Source organism: Limnobacter olei (assembly GCF_029087225.1).
Classification (GTDB): Bacteria; Pseudomonadota; Gammaproteobacteria; order Burkholderiales; family Burkholderiaceae_B; genus Limnobacter; species Limnobacter olei.
The window spans coordinates 77,917-96,271 of record NZ_JARFJD010000010.1; the positions used below are offsets into that span (position 1 = coordinate 77,917).

20 protein-coding genes and 1 pseudogene are annotated in these 18,355 nt (G+C 53.7%); 15 read left to right on the forward strand and 6 right to left on the reverse strand.

What is annotated here, in order from left to right:
* Positions 1-33: 33 nt before the first annotated feature.
* From PY990_RS07725 to PY990_RS07740, 4 genes are all read left to right on the forward strand, one after another.
* On the forward strand, positions 34-1,167 hold the full coding sequence (locus PY990_RS07725; protein ID WP_275271120.1) for an SMP-30/gluconolactonase/LRE family protein: 1,134 nt from the start codon (positions 34-36) through the stop codon (positions 1,165-1,167).
* A gap of 17 nt (positions 1,168-1,184) precedes the next feature.
* Positions 1,185-1,688 carry a Dps family protein gene (locus tag PY990_RS07730; protein WP_105027930.1) on the forward strand — a complete coding sequence of 168 codons (504 nt, stop codon included), beginning with the start codon at positions 1,185-1,187 and terminating at the stop codon, positions 1,686-1,688.
* 87 nt (positions 1,689-1,775) lie between these two features.
* Positions 1,776-2,324 (forward strand): sigma-70 family RNA polymerase sigma factor, encoded by a 549-nt coding sequence (locus PY990_RS07735; RefSeq protein WP_105027931.1) that lies wholly within the window; start codon positions 1,776-1,778, stop codon positions 2,322-2,324.
* On the forward strand, positions 2,321-3,043 hold the full coding sequence (locus PY990_RS07740) for an anti-sigma factor (RefSeq protein ID WP_275271121.1): 723 nt from the start codon (positions 2,321-2,323) through the stop codon (positions 3,041-3,043). The genes PY990_RS07735 and PY990_RS07740 overlap by 4 nt, the downstream gene beginning before the upstream one ends.
* A gap of 63 nt (positions 3,044-3,106) precedes the next feature.
* Here PY990_RS07740 and PY990_RS07745 read toward each other — a convergent pair whose 3' ends face one another.
* From PY990_RS07745 to PY990_RS07755, 3 genes and pseudogenes are all read right to left on the reverse strand, one after another.
* Positions 3,107-3,937 (reverse strand): DUF4394 domain-containing protein, encoded by an 831-nt coding sequence (locus PY990_RS07745; RefSeq protein ID WP_413789511.1) that lies wholly within the window; start codon positions 3,935-3,937, stop codon positions 3,107-3,109.
* Between the two features lie 123 nt (positions 3,938-4,060).
* Positions 4,061-4,803, reverse strand: a pseudogene (locus PY990_RS07750) (DUF4394 domain-containing protein); the annotation flags it as partial.
* An 89-nt stretch (positions 4,804-4,892) separates the two neighbouring features.
* Positions 4,893-5,603 (reverse strand): Crp/Fnr family transcriptional regulator, encoded by a 711-nt coding sequence (locus PY990_RS07755; protein ID WP_275271124.1) that lies wholly within the window; start codon positions 5,601-5,603, stop codon positions 4,893-4,895.
* 142 nt (positions 5,604-5,745) lie between these two features.
* Here PY990_RS07755 and PY990_RS07760 point away from each other — a divergent pair, with 142 nt between their 5' ends.
* On the forward strand, positions 5,746-6,267 hold the full coding sequence (locus PY990_RS07760; protein WP_171097194.1) for an Mpo1 family 2-hydroxy fatty acid dioxygenase: 522 nt from the start codon (positions 5,746-5,748) through the stop codon (positions 6,265-6,267).
* 29 nt (positions 6,268-6,296) lie between these two features.
* On the opposite strand, the gene PY990_RS07765 is transcribed toward PY990_RS07760, so the two are convergent.
* Positions 6,297-6,629, reverse strand: coding sequence for a DUF1840 domain-containing protein (locus PY990_RS07765; RefSeq protein ID WP_171097196.1), 333 nt, complete (start codon positions 6,627-6,629; stop codon positions 6,297-6,299).
* 90 nt (positions 6,630-6,719) lie between these two features.
* Here PY990_RS07765 and PY990_RS07770 point away from each other — a divergent pair, with 90 nt between their 5' ends.
* Together PY990_RS07770 and PY990_RS07775 are read left to right on the forward strand one after the other, a co-directional pair.
* On the forward strand, positions 6,720-7,262 hold the full coding sequence (locus PY990_RS07770; protein WP_275271125.1) for a hypothetical protein: 543 nt from the start codon (positions 6,720-6,722) through the stop codon (positions 7,260-7,262).
* Complete coding sequence (locus PY990_RS07775) at positions 7,262-8,554, forward strand: MFS transporter (RefSeq protein ID WP_275271126.1); 1,293 nt, start codon at positions 7,262-7,264, stop codon at positions 8,552-8,554. Before PY990_RS07770 ends, PY990_RS07775 begins: the two co-directional genes overlap by 1 nt.
* Before the next feature lie 23 nt (positions 8,555-8,577).
* Here PY990_RS07775 and PY990_RS07780 read toward each other — a convergent pair whose 3' ends face one another.
* Both PY990_RS07780 and PY990_RS07785 read right to left on the reverse strand, forming a co-directional pair.
* A complete protein-coding gene (locus PY990_RS07780) occupies positions 8,578-10,143 on the reverse strand; it encodes a YifB family Mg chelatase-like AAA ATPase (RefSeq protein ID WP_275271127.1) in 1,566 nt (521 codons plus the stop codon).
* Positions 10,144-10,262: 119 nt separating this feature from the next.
* Positions 10,263-10,493, reverse strand: coding sequence for an accessory factor UbiK family protein (locus PY990_RS07785; protein ID WP_275271128.1), 231 nt, complete (start codon positions 10,491-10,493; stop codon positions 10,263-10,265).
* Between the two features lie 211 nt (positions 10,494-10,704).
* Between PY990_RS07785 and PY990_RS07790 the strand changes: the two genes are divergently transcribed.
* The 8 genes from PY990_RS07790 (at position 10,705) to ptsP (ending at position 18,344) form a co-directional block, all read left to right on the forward strand.
* Entirely contained in the window at positions 10,705-11,484 is a 780-nt protein-coding gene (locus PY990_RS07790; protein WP_275271129.1) for a TorF family putative porin, read from the forward strand.
* Positions 11,485-11,555: 71 nt separating this feature from the next.
* Positions 11,556-11,894, forward strand: a complete 339-nt coding sequence (locus PY990_RS07795; RefSeq protein ID WP_008248258.1) for a P-II family nitrogen regulator — start codon at positions 11,556-11,558, stop codon at positions 11,892-11,894.
* A 21-nt stretch (positions 11,895-11,915) separates the two neighbouring features.
* Positions 11,916-13,475: an ammonium transporter gene (locus tag PY990_RS07800; RefSeq protein ID WP_275271173.1), complete on the forward strand. Its 1,560-nt coding sequence runs from the start codon at positions 11,916-11,918 to the stop codon at positions 13,473-13,475.
* Positions 13,476-13,638: 163 nt separating this feature from the next.
* Positions 13,639-14,928 (forward strand): glutamate--cysteine ligase, encoded by a 1,290-nt coding sequence (gene gshA, locus PY990_RS07805; protein ID WP_275271130.1) that lies wholly within the window; start codon positions 13,639-13,641, stop codon positions 14,926-14,928.
* Positions 14,925-15,887: a glutathione synthase gene (gshB, locus tag PY990_RS07810; protein WP_275271131.1), complete on the forward strand. Its 963-nt coding sequence runs from the start codon at positions 14,925-14,927 to the stop codon at positions 15,885-15,887. The genes gshA and gshB overlap by 4 nt, the downstream gene beginning before the upstream one ends.
* Positions 15,887-16,351 (forward strand): PTS sugar transporter subunit IIA, encoded by a 465-nt coding sequence (locus PY990_RS07815; protein ID WP_275271132.1) that lies wholly within the window; start codon positions 15,887-15,889, stop codon positions 16,349-16,351. The genes gshB and PY990_RS07815 overlap by 1 nt, the downstream gene beginning before the upstream one ends.
* Positions 16,320-16,589 carry an HPr family phosphocarrier protein gene (locus PY990_RS07820; RefSeq protein WP_105027946.1) on the forward strand — a complete coding sequence of 90 codons (270 nt, stop codon included), beginning with the start codon at positions 16,320-16,322 and terminating at the stop codon, positions 16,587-16,589. The genes PY990_RS07815 and PY990_RS07820 overlap by 32 nt, the downstream gene beginning before the upstream one ends.
* A 3-nt stretch (positions 16,590-16,592) precedes the next feature.
* Positions 16,593-18,344, forward strand: a complete 1,752-nt coding sequence (gene ptsP, locus PY990_RS07825; RefSeq protein ID WP_275271133.1) for a phosphoenolpyruvate--protein phosphotransferase — start codon at positions 16,593-16,595, stop codon at positions 18,342-18,344.
* The last annotated feature ends 11 nt before the right edge of the window (positions 18,345-18,355 follow it).

Genomic DNA, 18,355 nt, shown 5'->3' on the forward strand with positions numbered 1-18,355 from the left:
CCATGCTAACGGAAATTACAAGGTGTCAACAATATGCGTGCTTTGGGCAAAGTTTTGATTGCAGTGGTATTGCTGCCAGCGGCTGTGATTGGTGGAGTGGTGTTGCTTGGCTCAACACCGGTGGAACCTGCGGCCTGGAAGCCTGCACCCATGCCCAGCCTGACCGCGGGCCCATATGCCGATAACAATTTGTTGCAAGACGCGCAAGTAATTGGCACCTACAACCTGCTTCAGCCTGAGTCAATCGAACCTGGCCCTGATGGCTTGTTGTACACCGGCATGAACACCGGTGAAATTGTTCGGTTTGACCCAGAGAATCTGCAAGTCGAAGAAAGCCCCCAAACGACTCCTTTTGATTTGATCGCCAACACCAAAGGCCGCCCCTTGGGTTTGGTGTTCCATCCCGAGGGTTTTTTGGTGGTCGCCGATGCGATCAAGGGCTTGTTGAAAGTGACCCTGCAAGGCGAAGTCACTGTGCTCTCGACTGAGTCGGAAGGTGTGCCATTCAAGTTTGTAGATGATGTGGCAGTGAGCGCCGATGGCCGCTATGCTTATTTTTCGGACGCTTCCAGCAAGTTTGATTTCAACAATTATGTGCTCGATATTGTGGAGCACGGCCTCAACGGAAGATTGCTCCAATATGACTTCCTCACCGGTGAAACCAAAACATTACTCAGTGGTTTGCAATTTGCCAACGGTGTAACAATTTCAAAGGCTGGCGACTATGTGCTGGTCAACGAAACCGGCGAATACCGAATTGTGCGGTATTGGTTGCAAGGCGAGAAGGCCGGAACCCGCGATGTGTTTGTCGATGGCTTGCCCGGCTTTCCCGACAATATCCGCACCGATGCTGATGGTAACTACTGGCTTGCAGTACCCAGTTTACGTGACCCGCTACTCGATTCACTTGCCGACAAACCTGCTGTTCGCAAAGCAATGGCAAAATTATTGAACCATGTTCAGTTCCCGATCAAACCCAAGGCAATGGCCTTGGCAATCAACCCGCAAGGCATCGTGATTGCCAACCTGCAAGCAGAGAAGGCGGGTGCTTACTATTATTACCTCACGCAGGTGACGCCCTTTGATGGCAAACTGTACTTCGGATCGGTGCACATCAATGGAATTGCAACTATTTCCAATCCACTGGGTCAGTCACCCAACGAATAAAACCGGAGAGAGAGAAAATGGCCAAAGCAGCAAAGAAACCCGACATGCCATCAATCAATATTGGCATCCCTGATGCCAAGCGTGCTGCGATTGCTCAGGCGCTTAGCCGTTTGTTGGCCGAGACCTACACCTTGTACCTGACCACGCACAATTTCCACTGGAACGTGACCGGCAAAATGTTCAATACACTGCACACCATGTTTATGGGCCAATACACCGAAATGTGGAATGCAGTGGACCCGATTGCAGAACGTATCCGGGCACTTGGTTTTCATGCGCCGGGCTCCTACGCGGAATTCGCGAAGTTAAGCACCTTGAAAGATGCACCAGCCAAACCACCCAAGGCCATGGAAATGGTGGAAATTCTTGCCAAGGGTCATGAGGCGATTGCACGTACCGCTCGCGAAATTTTTCCAATCATCGAAGACGGCGATGATCAGCCTTCGGCCGATTTGCTGACACAACGCATGGACATTCATGAAAAAACCGCATGGATGTTGCGTGCTTTGCTTGAGGACTAATTCGGGTTGTTTATTTAACCCAGGCGGGGGGCATTGTTATCGCCTTCCCTTTTGCATCTGTTTTACCTTGCAGCGAGTAGTGTTAACGTGACTGAAAAAATTTCTCCAGACCCTAGCGACTTTGACTACGAGGCTGCGCTTCTGGCCTGCGCGCGCGGTGAAAAATTTGCGTTGCAGGCAATTTATGCGCGAGATAGTCGCTGGTTGTTCGCGGTGGCTTATCGGATTGTGAAGCGGCGTGAGCTGGCTGAAGAGGTTTTACACGATGCCATGGTCAAGGTCTGGAATCGATCTCGGTTATACTCTCCCGCCTTGGGGTCTGCGCGCGGTTGGGTGTACACGGTGGTTCGCAACCAAGCGTTAAATACGGTGCGTAAACGGTTGATGGAAGTGTCTTCCGAAGAGCACGACGTTCCCGAGCTGTCGACCAACGACAACCAGGAGCTGGCTCAGGAAGCCGAAAAGCTCAGTGCTTGTCTGGGCAAACTGGATGAAACCAAACGCAACGCCATTGTGCTGGCTTTTGTCGATGGTTATACCCACGAACAAATTGCACAACGATTGAATTCGCCCCTCGGCAGCGTCAAAAGCTGGATACGCCGGGGATTGTTGAAATTGAAGGAGTGTTTGTCATGACAGAGACGACGCAGACAGAAGCCAAGATTGTTGAGGCTGGCGAGTACGTGCTCGGCGTGATGACAGATGCTGAGCGACAGGATTTCGAGCGACGCTTGAATCAGGACCCGGAGTTGGCCAAAGAAGTGAGCAACTGGACTGAACACTTTGCCGCCATGTCCAGAAAGTTTGAGCAAGTACCCGTGAGTGCTAAGGTGTGGACCAATGTGGAGAGCTCGATCGGCGTGGCTGGCGAGAAAACTGCATCGACAGCAACAACATCACCTTTCGCTTGGTTGTGGAAAGGGTGGGCTATTGCAGCCAGTGTGGCAGCGGTGGTACTGGGTGTGCAGTTGTTGGGAGCAAGCCAGGAACTTAATGATGGGCCTCGATACGTGGCTGTGATGAAGAGCCCTGACAAAACCACTGAATGGCTGGTTGAGGCTCGCCCCAACGACACCATTCGCGTGTATCAAATTGGTGGTTTGCCCATTGAAGGCAACCCTGCCAACATGGGCAAAAGCTTGCAGCTTTGGACCAAGGCTCCGACCGATTCTGGGCCTACCTCATTGGGGTTGATGGAATTGGGCAAGCCGCTTGAACTGCCTGCTGACATGTTACCCAAGCTGGTTGAACAGCAGCTGTTTGAGGTCACCTTGGAACCCGCTGGTGGATCTCCTTTGGGCAACCGACCTTCCGGTGAAATCATGTTTATCGGAACTGCGGTGGCGTTGAACTAAATTCAACGTTGGCGATAAAAAAACCCCGGTCTTTCGAACCGGGGTTTTTTCAATGCGACTCGCTCAGAAGCGAATGCTCAGTGCGCGAATATCTGTGCTCGCTGTTGCGCCTGAACCGATTTCATTGGTTCCACTGGCCACGCCTGCCGCGGTTGCTGCGCCAGTGCCGAGGTTGACCGTGAACAGGCTGAATGTGCCTGTGGTCAGCGCGCGATTGCTCATCAGCACCATGCCGTTGTCACCGCCGGAAATGTCAAAACCACCGTAGTCGTTGAATGTACCAATGGGTCCAATCGCAGCCAAGGTTCCTGCATTGGCGTTGGTTTGTTGCAAAAGCCGGTTGTTGTCTGCGTCCACATCAAACAAACGAGTGCCGGCGGGTGCAGGATTCGCAAAGCTGTTGGTGTAGGCAACCTGGGCAATGCCAAAGCCTGTTGTTGCACCATTGAGGGTCAGGTCTGTGTCGGTGTTGGTGGCTCCCGTGCTTTCCAGGTTGGCTCCGGGTACGCGGTAGTTTTTGGACGCACCATCACCGTCTGGGGAACTGACAATGCGTAGTGCATCTGCCGCTGGGTTGATGTCAATGGCGTAATTCTTGCCGGCGGCCAGACCGTTCACAATGTCTGTCGCCACGCTGAGCGTGGAACCCAGGGTTGCTGCACCTGTGTCTGGGTTGATTGTGAAAATTTTGCCCGCGCTGCTCAAACCATATAAGCGTCCATTGCTGGGGCGGAAGTCAATCGACAGCAAGCGTTCTCCAGAAGGCAGCCCGGTGATTGCGGTGGCCGTTGCTGTGTTAGGTGTGCGTATGCCAAACTTCAATAAGCGTTGCGAACCCGCCGTGTTGCCATCCAAAGCAACCGCAGTTGGGGCTGTTGGCTGCACCAAAGCCATGCCCACAATGCCTGAGATGTTCAGTGTACCCACAGCCACGGCGGCGGGCCCGCTCACAGGCAATGTGGCCGTTGAATCGGGAATGGCAATGGTATGAAACACCACGCTGCCGCCGACATTCAGCAAGGCGTAGCCCCGGTTGTTTCGCGCGTCGATATCAAAACCAACCATGCCGCTTGCATTGACACCCAACGGAGCAGCAACCACTTGTGTGCCATCGTTGGGGGGTTCTGAAATGTCAGGTTGTCAGCCACGGTGTCAATATTGAGTAGGCGGGTGTTGGTGGTGCCGTCAAACGAGTTGGTATAAGCCGCGCCTGAAATATCTGCCGCCGCATCGGATACCGTGCCGTCAACAAATGTTTCACCCGCTGTTCGTCCGGTTGCGTTGGCCACGAAAATGCGCAGGTTTTGGCCTGTGTCGCTGATCAGGCGCAGTGCATCAGCCGCTGGGTTGAAGTCAACACTGAATGAGGTGGCTGCTGCGTCCAGTGTGGTGAACGCGCCGTTTGCTGTTGGCGTTGCAGCTGGTATCAAGGTGGCACCCGCAGTGGCCGCACCGGTGGTGGTGTTGATGGTGTACAGGCGCCCTCCATTACCAGGAGAAGTACGTGCAATCGCATACAGTTGTCCGTCGCGTGGGCGGAAATCAATACCCAAAAGTGTATCTCCAGTCATCAAACCGCTGACCGCGACAGAGGTACGAGTTGTGCTTGGCTGGTCCCGGTTAAATGAAGCCAGCTGCCCACTGGATGTCAATACAAAAACATCACCCGCAGTTAAAGCGACATTGTTGTCATCCGACAAGCAACCACCCAATACCAAACTGGACAACGCCATCGCCACAAATTTTTTCTTGAATTTCATTTGAATCCCCTCTGTCGTTAATGCCTGAAACTTGTGTCAAACTACAAGTCGACAGAGGAAGAACACGGGGCTGGCCGTTTTGGATGCAGCTAGCTGACCTGGCCTTTGTGTTTCAACCCTTCCAGATTCAAAATCTCGATATTCCCCCTTCCCAGTTGAAGTAAACCTTCATGCTCCAGTTCCTTCAGCATTTGGTTCACCGTTTGCCGTGAAATCGACAGCATGGCCGAGAGCTTCTCTTGCGACACGTGCAAGGTACGCGCGCTCACAGTGCCACTGTCTGATCGTATGCCGTAGCCCTCGGCCATTTGCAGCAAACGGCGGGCAAGGCGGGTGGGGGTGGGCAACAGGGCAGCGTCTTCGATGGCGCCGAAAATAAGGCGCACCTTCTGGGTCAACAGCAGACCAAATTCGCGCCAGTAATTGGGGTTTTCTGAAATCAGTTGGTCCAGCAGAGCCTGTCGTACGTGAAACACTGTAGCAGGTCCATCGGCAAGGGCATCGTGGGTTCTCGGTTGGCGGTCGAACAGGCAGATTTCTCCAAACCAGTCGGGCGGGTCAATCAGGGTCAGGATCACGTGCTTGTCCTCGGCACCGTGTTTGCTCGCGCCCACAATCTGGACCGACCCACTTAGCACCGCGTACAAGCCGTCGGCACAGTCACCTCTGGAAAATAGTCGCTGTCCGTTTTGAAACTGACGCAAAGCACCATGCTTTAACAAAGCCTGTTGCAGGTTGCCGGGCAAATTGGCAAACCATTTCCCGCGGTTCAATATTTGTTGAATGTTGTGTGTCTGCATTGTTTTTTTGTTATGTCTCCACCTGTTCCACTAAATTAGCATCAAATGTCAGGCAATTGACAGACCTTTCAGGCTTGATTTGTAACCATATAAGCTCAAAATCAAATATTTAGAGCAATTGCCGCTTCAAGGAGAACAAGCCATGAGAACGTTGGTCGATCAACTGGCAACTTATGCCACTTATCACCGAGACCCACGCAACATCGCCACCCACTTCGTGGGCGTGCCAATTATTGTGTTGTCTGTGCTTATTCTGCTGTCGCGCGTGTCGGTTGATGTTGCTGGCATCGCGGTTACGCCGGCATTGGTGGTGTTTTTGTTGTCCAGCCTGTTTTATCTCAAACTCAGCCTCGCTTACGGTTTGGCCATGTTTGTCATTCACGGCGCACTGCTGTTGGCTGCCGGCCACTTTGCAACCTTGAGCACATTGGCCTGGCTGGGTGCTGGCGTGGGTATTTTTGTGGTGGGCTGGATTATCCAGTTTGTGGGCCACTATTACGAGGGCCGCAAGCCCGCCTTTGTAGACGACCTGATTGGCTTGGCGATCGGCCCCTTGTTTGTGGTCGCTGAACTGGGCTTTTTAATTGGCTTGGGCAAGAAAACCCAAACGCAGGTTGAAGCCATTGCCGGCCCTGTGCGCCGCCGCGAAACAGCTAGCGCTTAAACACAACAAAGCCTCGGCAAGGGGGTTCATCAGAACCCCCAATGCACGTCCACTTCTTTTTTTGCTGCTTCTTCCAGCATTTTCAACAAGGGGTAAGCTCTTTGTTCCAGGCCCACATGGTTTTTCAGGGCAATTTTTTCTTCGGCGCTTAGCTCATCTTCATCAATCGGGTTCTCGGCGCGGGCCATGCGTTCAGTGTTCACCGCCGCAACCAGCTGTGCATGGGCATGCGCAAGATCGTGTGGTTCGATCACGCCCCTCTCACTGGGTTCAATACCCATAATTCGAAATAGTTGGTCTGCATTGGATTTGAACATCACTATGTCGCCGGCTGCTTTCGATTTGAATTTCACAATACCCATTCTGCCCACACTCTGGTTATCACTGCTATTGATCTGTATCAAGAGCCCCTACAATGGAGCACCTGCCTAATTTTCGCCTCAAAGCGCCTTATGAAAACAGCTTTCGCTTCAAGCCGTGCAATTTTCGTTTCCCTGATTGCATTATGCGCCTTGGTCGCTTGTTCGCCCCAGTTCAACTGGCGCGTGGTGCCCAATACCGACATCGGCTACATGGCCACTTTTCCCGACAAACCAGCGCAAGCCACCCGAACCATGGATCTGATTGGGCTTCAAGTGCCGTTCACTTTGCAGGCTGCGCAAATTGAAGGCTTGTATTTTGCCGTAGGCACCGTGCCCTTGCAGGGCGAATTGGCAGCGCAAGGCGCAGCCCTGCGCGACGCTTTGGCCCAGGCGGTTGCCAATAATATTGCGGCGGGCCAGGCCGAGGTAAAGCCCATTCAATGGTTGGGCAAAACTGTCTATGAAATGTCGATCAAAGGCAAGTTGCCAAGCGGTGAAGCTGCTTTTGCGCAGGCTCGTTTTTTTGAGCACCAAGGCGTTTTGTATGAGGTGTTGATGATGGGCCCTGGCGAGGCTGCCAATCCAGATTCAGCCACTTCGTGGTTCGGTGGCTTTTCCCTGTTGGGGCAGTAATGCAGTACAAACCCGAAAATGTATCGCGTGAAATTGGGCCCGATGGCGTAGAGCACATGTATGTGAATGGCAGCCTCGCCATGCGCATGTTCATTATTTTCGCAGCCGCCTATGTGATGTCCTATGCGTTCAGGGCCATCAATGCCGTAATCGCACAGCCCTTGGTCCAAGAACTGGGGTTGACCGCCGGGCAGTTGGGTTTTCTGGCCTCGGCGTATTTTTTGTCCTTTGCCATTATGCAGTTGCCCGTGGGGGTCATGCTGGATCGTTACGGCCCGCGGCGAGTTGAGGCAGTGTTGATCGGATTTGCAGCGCTGGGTGCCCTGCTCTTCGCAGTTGCCGATTCTTATCTGGTGTTGTGGTTGGGCCGAGCCCTGATTGGTGTGGGCGTATCGGCGTGTTTAATGGCGGCCGTGAAGGCCTACTCGCTCTATTTCAGGCCGCACATGCAGGCCAGCCTGTCATCCTGGATGCTGGTGGCAGGGTCGCTTGGGGCACTCACCGTGACCACGCCAGTGGAAGCTGCTTTGCCTGCTTTGGGTTGGCGCGGTGTGTTTGGGGTGGCAGCAGTGTTGTGTGTATTGGCTGGTCTGGCACTGTGGTTTGCTTTGCCTGCGTTGTTCAAACCCCAAAAAACCCAGTCGGTTGCCGACATGGCTCAGGGTTACCGGGCCATTTATGCACACCCTCATTTTTGGCGTGTCGCGCCTCTGGCCATGATCACGCAAGGTGGTTTTATGGCTTTTCATGGTTTGTGGGTTGGCCCTTGGTTTACCAATGTCATTGGAGTCACCAATGCACAGGCCGCGCAAAACATGTTCTGGATTTCCGCAGTGCTAATGCTGGGTTATCTGGCTTTGGGCTTTCTGACCAAACGGGTGTCCAAGGCTGGGGGCGATGAAGATCAAATCATGTTGATCGGCATGGGTTTGTCGCTGTTGTTATTCGCTGTTCAAATTGTGCAGGGCGAGCAGTCAAGTCTGTGGGGTTGGTTGATCCATGCCTTCCTGATTTCGTCCGGCATTATGACTTACGCCACTTGCAACAAGCCATTTCCAAAAAAACTCACGGGCCGCTCCAGCACAGCTTTGAACCTGCTGATTTTCATAGGCGCATTCAGTATTCAATGGGGCATTGGTATCGGTATTGATTCATTCGTGGCTTTGGGGCTGGGCAGTACCGATGCCATGCGGCTTTCTCTGGCCATTTTGTGGGCCCTGCAATTGTTCAGCTGGATTTGGTTTGCTCGACCCGGCCGCAAGACGAGTCACCTAATACCCTTTCGGGCGTGACGGCAGCTGCTAAGGCGTCTTAGTCACGGCTCACCCACTGCGTGCACCTGACTGACTGTCTCGTTGTTCAATGCCTTGCGGTATTGAATGGCAGTAGCAACGTGTTTTTTGTCGATTTGCCCGATTTGATCCAAGTCAGCCAAGGTGCGCGCCACACGGCAAATTCGATGCAGTGCACGGGCTGAAAGATGATTTTTCTGGGCGTAGGCCAGCAACAGTTTTTCAGCGCCGCTGGCGGGTTTGCAATGCTTGTTGATTTGGCCCGCGCTCATTTCACCATTCAGGCAGCCCTGGCGTTCTAGCTGAATGGTGCGGGCCTGTTCAACCTGTTTGCGCAGCTCTGTACTGCTGCCCAACCCGGCGTGTTCTGTTTCCCCGTGTAGCAGCGTGCCGTGGTCGATGGCTTGCACTTCAACTGAAATATCCAGCCGGTCGGCCAAGGGGCCAGACAGTTTGTTTTGATACTTTCTGACCTGGTCGGGTGTGCATCGGCATTCTTTGGCAGGGTGCCCCAACCAGCCGCAGGGGCAGGGGTTGTGGGCGCACACCCATAAAAACCTTGCCGGAAAACTGGCCTGATGGCCCGATCTGGAAATATTTACACGCCCGGTTTCAAGCGGCTCCCGCAGCGATTCTAGGCACCGCCGATCAAATTCCAACACTTCATCGGTAAATAAAATGCCTTGGTGTGCCAGCGTAATTTCTCCTGGTGAGGGTGGGTTTCCTCCGCCAATCAAAGCGGCCATGGTGCTGCTTGGGTGCGGGTTCCGAAAAGGGCGCTGCGGGCTTAGTACATCACTTTCGCCCTTCAAGCTTCGAATGGCTGAAATTTCCAGCGAGTCTTCAAAGGGCAGCGGTGGCATCAGGCTGCCAACGCGCTGTGCCAGCATCGATTTCCCACTGCCGGGCGGCCCCACCAGGCGAATGTGGTGTTGCCCCGCTGTGGCAGCAAGCAAGGCGTGTTTGGCAGTTTGGTGTCCAATTACTTCCGCCATGTCTAGCGGGGTGAGCTGAGCTGAACTCGTCGGAGTATTGGGTACGTGTTGGTCGATTGGGCTGCCATGCCCCACCAAATGCGCCGCGGCCTCAAACAGATTGTTCGCACCGAACACAGCAACATCGGGCACTGTAGCTGCCAGGCCTGCCTGTGCTTTGGGCATCATCAGCTTAATCGCGCGCTGGCGTGTTCTGGCCTCCTTTCGAGCGGCAACTGCCAGCGCAAAAGGGCTGCGCACGCCAGTCAGTGCGCCAGAAAGTGAAAGTTCGCCGGCGAACAACCAGTCAGAAAGCTCGGCTTTGGCCAGTTGACCCGACGCACTGGCAATGCCCAATGCCACTGCAAGATCGAATGCAGCGCTTCCCTTGGGAAGGTCGGCTGGTGCGAGGTTGACTGTAATTCGTTGGGAAGGGAACTCGAATCCGCTGTTGAGCAAGGCCGAGCGAACCCGTTCTTTCGATTCGCGAATTTCGGTGTCGGGCAGACCAACCAGTGCGAAAGAAGGCAAACCGGCCGACAGATGAACCTCAATTTGAACCGCAACCGGGCGAACGCCCACAAAGGTAAGACTGTGAAGGGTGGCTAAAGGCATGGTAGGGGAACAGAGGGGGCTACAGTCAAACCCCGACGATTATCCCTACACAGCCTTGTTTGGCAAACGGGTGCTTCGCTTTGTGTCACCCGGTGGAGGAGAGCTTGCCCCTTGGTGGGTCAGCCCCGTTTTTCGAGGTCAGCCACGCGCATTTCCAGTGCATGCACCTTTTCGCGCAACCTGTTTAACACTTCTTTCTGAATTTCAAAATCCTCAAGGCTGACAAACTCCATGTCTTGCAAACCCTGGCGAATCAGCTGTGTTACAGGGTTCTCTATGTTTTGAAGCCCTTTTGCATTGAGCAATTCACCCACTTTGGCCGTGATGGCATCGAAAGGATTGTTCGCCAATGTTTCCCCCAAAAGAGTTGTATCGCATCGCACCAAAAGAGTGCACCAAATTGGTGCTGCGATGGAAAATTCAAAAAATTGAATTGCTATTGTGCCCGAAAAAGGGGGATTTATCGCGAAATTACTGACGACTCCGCGGCTGGCACACTTCTCGCTAATAGACCCTTGCCAAAAAAACTTTACGGCATTCATCTATTTTTAGGAGAGTGAGATGAAAAAATTAGTACTGGTCGCTGCAATCGCCGCAACTACTTTCGGGGCTGTTTCAACTGCACAAGCTGTTGAGGTCACTACAACTGCCAACGCTAACGTAACTACTGATTACAAGTTCCGTGGTATTTCCCAAACTAACGCTGGCCCAGCTTTCCAGGGTGGCTTTGACGCCGCTTTCAGCAACGGTTTCTACGTGGGTAACTGGAACTCCAACGTGAACTTCCCCGGTACCGCTTCCGGTACTAGTTCCGGAAGTGCTGGTCTGGAAATGGACTTCTACGGTGGCTATGCTGGCTCATTTGCCAACGGTATTGGTTACGACGTGGGTGCTTTGTATTATTTTTACGAAGGTGTCGCAATTGCACCAGGCGCTCCCGAGCTGGATACACTTGAGGCCTATGGTAAGTTGACTTACGGTACAGCGTACGCCAAGTTGTCATACGCTCTGTCCGAGGATTACTTCGGTTTGACTGCGGGCAATGGCAGCATCGACCTGAGTGGCTCTACCTACTTGGACTTGGGCTATACCTTCCCGCTTAGCGAGAAGTTGGGTTTGACCGCCCACTATGGTTTAACTACCTACGACAAGGACCTGAACGTTGGCGGAGTCAACTATGACTCTTATGCTGACTACAGCGTCGGAGCTACTTACGCAATCAGCCCCAAGTACTCAGTAACTGCTGCTTATATTGCAGTGGATGATGACGGCGAAAAGATTTTCAACAATGAACAGATTACAGACGGTTCTTTGGTAGTGACATTCAGCGCCAAGTTCTAAATCGAAAACAGACAGCGCTCTGAAGAGGGGCGCTGTTTTTACCCTCTTCAAACTTAATTCAGGAGTGCGTAATGAAGCTAATTTCAGCAGTCATTAAGCCTTTCAAACTCGATGAAGTCCGTGAAGCGCTGTCTGCCATCGGCGTGCAAGGCATTACGGTTACCGAAGTGAAAGGTTTTGGTCGCCAAAAGGGTCACACCGAGTTGTACCGTGGCGCCGAGTATGTAGTCGACTTTTTGCCCAAAGTGAAAATTGAAGCCGCAGTGGACGACAGCCTTGTAGACCAAGCCTGCGAAGCCATTGAAGCAGCAGCCAAAACCGGCAAGATCGGTGACGGCAAAATTTTCGTGTTTGATTTGTTGAGTGTTACCCGTATTCGCACAGGCGAAACCGGTAAAGACGCCCTTTAACCAGAGAGAAGTGAGGAAATGATGAAAAAACTTCTGACTGTCTGGCTGGCGGCCGCTGCACTGAGCTTCAGTGTTGCTAGTCCCGGTGTGTTTGCGCAAGAGACACCCGCGGCACCTGCTGCCGAAGCCACCGAAACAATGCCCGCTGCAGTTGAAGCAGCGCCCGCAGCGGCTGAACCCGCTGCTGAAGCACCCATGGCTGCTGAAGCTGCCCCGGCGGAAGAAGCTGCTCCAGCTGCTGCGCCTGTACCTGACAAAGGCGATACCGCCTGGATGATGGTTGCCACTTTGCTGGTGATCATGATGACCGTGCCTGGCTTGGCCCTGTTTTACGGTGGTCTTGTTCGCTCCAAGAACATGCTGTCTGTTTTGATGCAAGTCATGGTGACGTTCTCGATGATTATTGTTCTTTGGTTTGTGTATGGCTACAGCCTGGCATTTACCGAAGGCAACGCATTCGTTGGCGGATTTGACCGTTTGATGCTTTCCGGAATTTGGGACAACGCAGCTGGAACATTCGCAAATGCGGCAACTTTCAGCAAAGGCGTCTACATTCCTGAAATCGTATTTGCCGCATTCCAGGCGACTTTCGCCGGCATTACCTGCGCACTAATCGTGGGTGCATTCGCCGAGCGTATCAAGTTCGGTGCAGTGTTGATGTTCATGGTTATTTGGTTCTCCTTCAGCTACATCCCAGTGGCACACATGGTGTGGTTCTGGATGGGCCCAGATGCATACAGCAGCGCAGAAGTTGCAGCCGAAATGACCAGCAAAGCTGGCTACATTTGGCAGCTTGGTGCACTCGACTTCGCTGGTGGTACCGTTGTACACATCAACGCCGCTGTTGCTGGTTTGGTGGGTGCATACATGCTCGGAAAGCGCGTTGGCTACGGCAAAGAAGCAATGCCTCCGCACAACCTGGCGCTGACCATGGTTGGTGCTTCATTGTTGTGGGTGGGTTGGTTCGGTTTCAACGCAGGCTCTGCCCTGGAAGCAAACGGTTACGCAGCGCTGGCATTCGCAAACACCTTGGTAGCAACTGCCGCAGCTGTAATGGCCTGGTGTATCGGTGAAGCGCTGTTGAAAGGCAAGGCTTCCATGTTGGGTGCTGCTTCTGGCGCAGTAGCTGGTTTGGTTGCGGTAACGCCCGCCGCCGGCAACGTAGGCATCGCTGGTGCCATCGTAATCGGTCTGCTGGCAGGTTTCATCTGCCTGTGGGGTGTATCTGGCTTGAAAAAGCTGCTGGGTGCTGACGACTCTCTGGACGTGTTCGGCGTTCACGGTGTAGGCGGTATCTTGGGTGCCTTGTTGACTGGTGTGTTCAACTCGCCAAATTTGGGTGGCCCATCCGCAGTGGCTGACTGGACAACTGTAACCATGATTGCTGCTGGCGACTATTCAATCGCCAGCCAGGTGCTGATCCAGGCCAAAGCAGTGGTGATCACCATTGTTTGGTCAGCTGTGGTTTCAGTAATCGCTTTCAAACTGGTTGACATGATCATCGGTCTGCGTGTTTCTGAAGATGCAGAGCGCGAAGGTCTGGACATCACTTCTCACGGTGAAACAGCCTACAGCAAGTAAATACACTCTCCACTTAGGTGGAATCCTTCAGCCCGGGGTAAAGGGCTGATTCAAAGGCACCTTCGGGTGCCTTTTTTGCTTCACCCCCCGATTTCCCTTCCTCAATGTGGCAGTGCAGCGTTTTGGATTACACTTGGCGAAGTGTCTCACCCAGGGAATGTTGATGGTTCCACATCTTGTAACTGCTTTAACCGGTCCGCTGTTGGATCTCGAAAAACGTATGCTCGACAAAACCACCGAAATTGAGCGGTGGTTTCGCATGGCCTGGAACGAGAACACCCCTCCGTTCTACAGTTCTGTCGATGTGCGCAACGCAGGTTTCAAGCTCGCCCCTGTTGACACCAACCTGTTCCCTGGCGGTTTTAACAACCTCGCCCCCGACATGATGCCGTTGGCCATTCAGGCCGCGATGAGTGCGATTGAAAAAATTTGCCCTGAAGCACGCAGCATGGTGTTGGTGCCCGAGAACCACACGCGCAATACCTTTTACCTCACGAATGTGGCCCGCTTGGCTGCCATTCTGAAGCAAACCGGTTTGGATATTCGGCTGGGTTCTATGTCGCCTGATATTACCGAGCCCACTCGCTTCGATTTGCCCGATGGTCAGCACATCATTTTAGAACCGCTAAAGCGCAATGGTAACCGAGTGGGTGTTGACGGCCTTGAGCCGTGTGCTGTGCTGTTGAACAACGACTTGTCCGCCGGTGTGCCCCCAATTCTTCAAGGCATAAAAGACCAAATCCTGTTGCCCCCTTTGCATGCTGGCTGGGCCACTCGTCGCAAGAGTGCCCACTTCAAGGCCTACGATTCTGTCGTTGAGGCATTTTCTGAGATGCTGGAAATTGATCCCTGGTTGATCAATCCCTATTTCACGCATCGAAACAAACTGAATTTTCAGGAACGTGTGGGCGAAGAAGCCCTGGCAGAGGCTGTAGATGAAGTGTTGGCCAAGACACGCGTGAAGTATGCTGAGTACGGGATTGACGAGCAGCCTTACGTGGTTGTGAAGGCCGATGCTGGCACCTACGGCATGGGCATCATGACTGTGAAAGACGCCTCGGAAGTGGTGGGGTTGAACCGCAAGCAACGCAACAAAATGTCGGTGGTCAAAGAAGGTTTGCAAGTGTCTGATGTCATTATTCAAGAAGGTGTGCACACCTTTGAGAACATTGAGGACGCGGTGGCCGAGCCCGTGGTTTATATGATTGACCGTTATGTGGTGGGTGGTTTCTACCGGGTGCACACGGGCCGAGGCCGCGATGAAAACTTGAATGCACCTGGCATGCACTTCGTTCCATTGGCATTTGAAACACCGTGCAACACACCCGATTGCAGTGATCGTCCCGATGCGGCCATGAACCGCTTTTACGCGTATGGTGTAATCGGTCGTTTGGCGGCACTCGCAGCCTCGCAAGAACTGGAGGCCACTGCCAGCGCGGAGTTAGCCGCATGAGCAGTAAAAGCTTTGTGTGCGTGATCGACCCGCTCACCAGCCTGAATCCGAAAAAAGATTCTTCTATCGCCATGATGGAATCGGCCCAGTCGCGTGGCTGGAAGGTGGGTGTGATCGAGGACGGGGGCTTGCACTGGTCCACTGGCGCAGGTGTGCGTGCGCAGGTGGTGTGGATTACAATTGATCTCGCAAATAAACCTTGGTACGCCGAGGTGGGGCGTGAAGAAATGGCATTGAAAGACCTTGATGCCGTCATCATGCGCAAAGACCCGCCGTTTGATGCCGAGTTTGTAACCGCTACCTGGTTGCTTGAGCAAGGCGAGCGCGAGGGTGCGCGCGTATTCAATAGCCCGCGCGCCATTCGCGATCACAACGAAAAATTCACCATTGCCCAGTTTGAACAATTTGTGGTGCCAACCCTGGTTTCGCGCAATGCTGCCCAGCTTCGCAGTTTTCTGGAACAACACCCCGACGCCATCGCCAAACCCCTGGATGGCATGGGAGGCACCTCAATTTTTCGCATGAAAAAAGGTGATCAAAACGTGGGTGTGATATTGGAAACGCTGACCGACTATGGCCGCAAAACCGCCATGATTCAGCGCTATATTCCTGAAATTGTGGATGGCGACAAACGTGTGTTGCTCATTAATGGCGAGCCGGTGCCCTATTGCCTCGCACGTTTGCCCAAAGAGGGTGAGCACCGAGGCAACCTGGCGGCGGGCGGCACGGGCAGGGCGCAGCCCTTGAGCGAAAGCGATTGGCACATTGCCCGCACACTGGCCCCGGAATTGAAAAAGCGTGGGCTGTTGCTGGTGGGCCTGGACATTATTGGGCAGAACCTGACCGAGGTGAACGTGACAAGCCCCACCTGCTTCCGTGAGATCATGGATCAAACCGGTTTTCCTGTTGCGGATACTTTGGTGCAAGCTGTTGAAAATGCCTTGCAGGAGGGCAACTGATGCTTGGGCTGGTTCTCGTTACTCATGCCCCTTTGGGCGACGCCATTGCCCAATGTGTGAAACACGTCATGGGTTCTTTGCCAGATGGCCTGGCGGTCGTGGATGTACCCGGCGACGAAGACATCGAACAGTCGGTGCAACGTATTCAGGTCGCCGCGCGGCAGGTGCATGCAGGCGAAGGCGTGGTGTTCCTGACCGATCTGTTTGGCGCAACTCCCTCCAACGCTGCTGTGCGTGCCGGTGTGGAATCGTTGAACCTGCCCACCGTGTTGGTCTCGGGCTGCAATTTGCCCATGGTGTTGCGTGCACTTGGTTTTCGGGATTTGCCCATCAATGAAGTAGCCGAACGTTTGGTCATGGGTGGCCGAAACGGTATCGTAAGCACTGGTGCCACAGCGCCACAACGTCAAACCTTTAACCCGGCGAAAAACGATGATTCAGCAAGAAATCACCATCAGCAATAAATTGGGCCTGCACGCGCGCGCTTCGGTCAAGTTGACTCAAACAGCCAGCCGCTTTCAGTCCGAAGTGTGGATCGGCAAAGCGGGCCGCCGCGTGAATGCGAAAAGCATCATGGGTGTCATGATGCTGGCCGCGGGCAAAGGGCACAATGTGGTGCTTGAGGCAGAAGGCAGTGACGAGGCTGAGGCCATTGCTGCACTGGTGGCCTTGATTGATGACAAATTCGGCGAAGGCGAGTAAACCATGACCCTGGCCTTGCATGGCATCGCAGTTTCACGAGGCATTGCAGTTAGCCGCGCCCTGGTGTGGGACACGGCCATGCGGGATATTCCCCGCAATCGCATCGATAAAAAATCGGTTCGTTTCGAGAAAAAAAGATTCGACAATGCCATCAAGCGCGTGGCTGATGAACTGGTTGAAATTCGAAGTCAAATCGCCGCTGACTCCCCCGCCGAGTTCGATGCTTTCCTGAATCTGCACAGTCTGATCCTTGCCGACCCCATTTTGTCGGAAGAACCCAAAAACCTCATTCAAACCAAGCTGATCAATGCCGAATGGGCCTTGATTGAGCAAATGGAAGTGTTGCTGGAGCAGTTCTCCGCGATTGAAGACGACTACTTCCGCGAGCGCAACAGCGACGTGCGCCAGGTGGTTGAGCGGGTTTTGAAATCGCTGCGAGGGCATGCAACGGCTTTGCCCCTGCCTCCAGAAGGCGAGAATGAGGACCCCTGGCTGATTGTTGCGCACGATATTTCGCCGGCCGACATGGTGCAACTGAAAGGTCGCCGCGTTGGCGCTTTCGTGACTGAAATGGGTGGTGCAACCTCCCACACTGCCATTGTGGCGCGTAGCCTGGGCATACCCGCCGTGGTGGGCGTGCCGCGTGCGCTCGAGTTTGTACACAATGGCGACCTGGTGGTGGTCGATGGCAAGGTGGGTGCTGTATTCCTCGACCCTGCCGCCATGGTGGTCGAAGAATACCAGCGCAAGCAGGCCATTCTGGCTTTGTCGCGCCAGCGCCTGAAACGACTGATTACCACGGAGGCACGCACCCAGTGTGGTCGCCGGGTTGAACTGCTGGCCAATATTGAATTGCCTGAAGACGTGAAAGGCGTAGTCGATGCCGGAGCCGATGGTGTGGGCCTGTTCCGTTCCGAATTCCTGTTCATGAACCGCAAGGAATGGCCTTCAGAAGATGAACAGTATGAAGCCTACCGCAAGGTGATCAAGGCCATGAAAGGCAAGCCGGTCACGGTTCGCACGCTTGATCTGGGTGCCGATAAGACCCTGCAATTCGATGGTGCCAACAGCAGTGCCCCCCCGGTGTCCAGCACCTCAGCGCTTGGTTTGCGTTCCATTCGCTTCAGCCTGTCCGAGCCTGCAATATTCCTCACCCAAATTCGCGCCTTGTTGCGGGCTGCCAAGCATGGACCTGTGAAAATTCTGTTGCCCATGCTCACCAACATTCGTGAAACCAGGCAGGCCTTGGCCTACATCGACATGGCCCGTGAACAGTTGCTCGAACGGCGTTTTCAGGCCAATCAGGCTGTGCCCATTGGCGGCATGATCGAAGTGCCTGCGGCGGCGCTCAGCCTGCCGCATTTTTTGAGTTACCTCGATTATGTGTCGATCGGTACCAACGACTTGATCCAGTACACCCTGGCTGTTGACCGGGTGGATCACCAAGTGGCTCATCTGTACGATCCCCTCCACCCGGCGGTGTTAAGGCTGGTGTACGAGGTCATCTCCAGTGCCGAAAAAGCAGGCGTACCCGTGAGCGTATGTGGTGAAATGGCAGGTGATATTCGTTTGACCCGCTTGTTACTGGGTATGGGTCTTACCCAGTATTCGATGCATCCGTCACAACTACTCGATGTCAAAGAGTTGCTCTTGAAAACCGACTTTGAGGCTACGCAAAGACTGGTCAAAAAGGTGACTCGAACATTTGACATCGATAAAATTGACGCTCTGATGCGCCAATTGCACGAAGACTGATCCCGCAACCG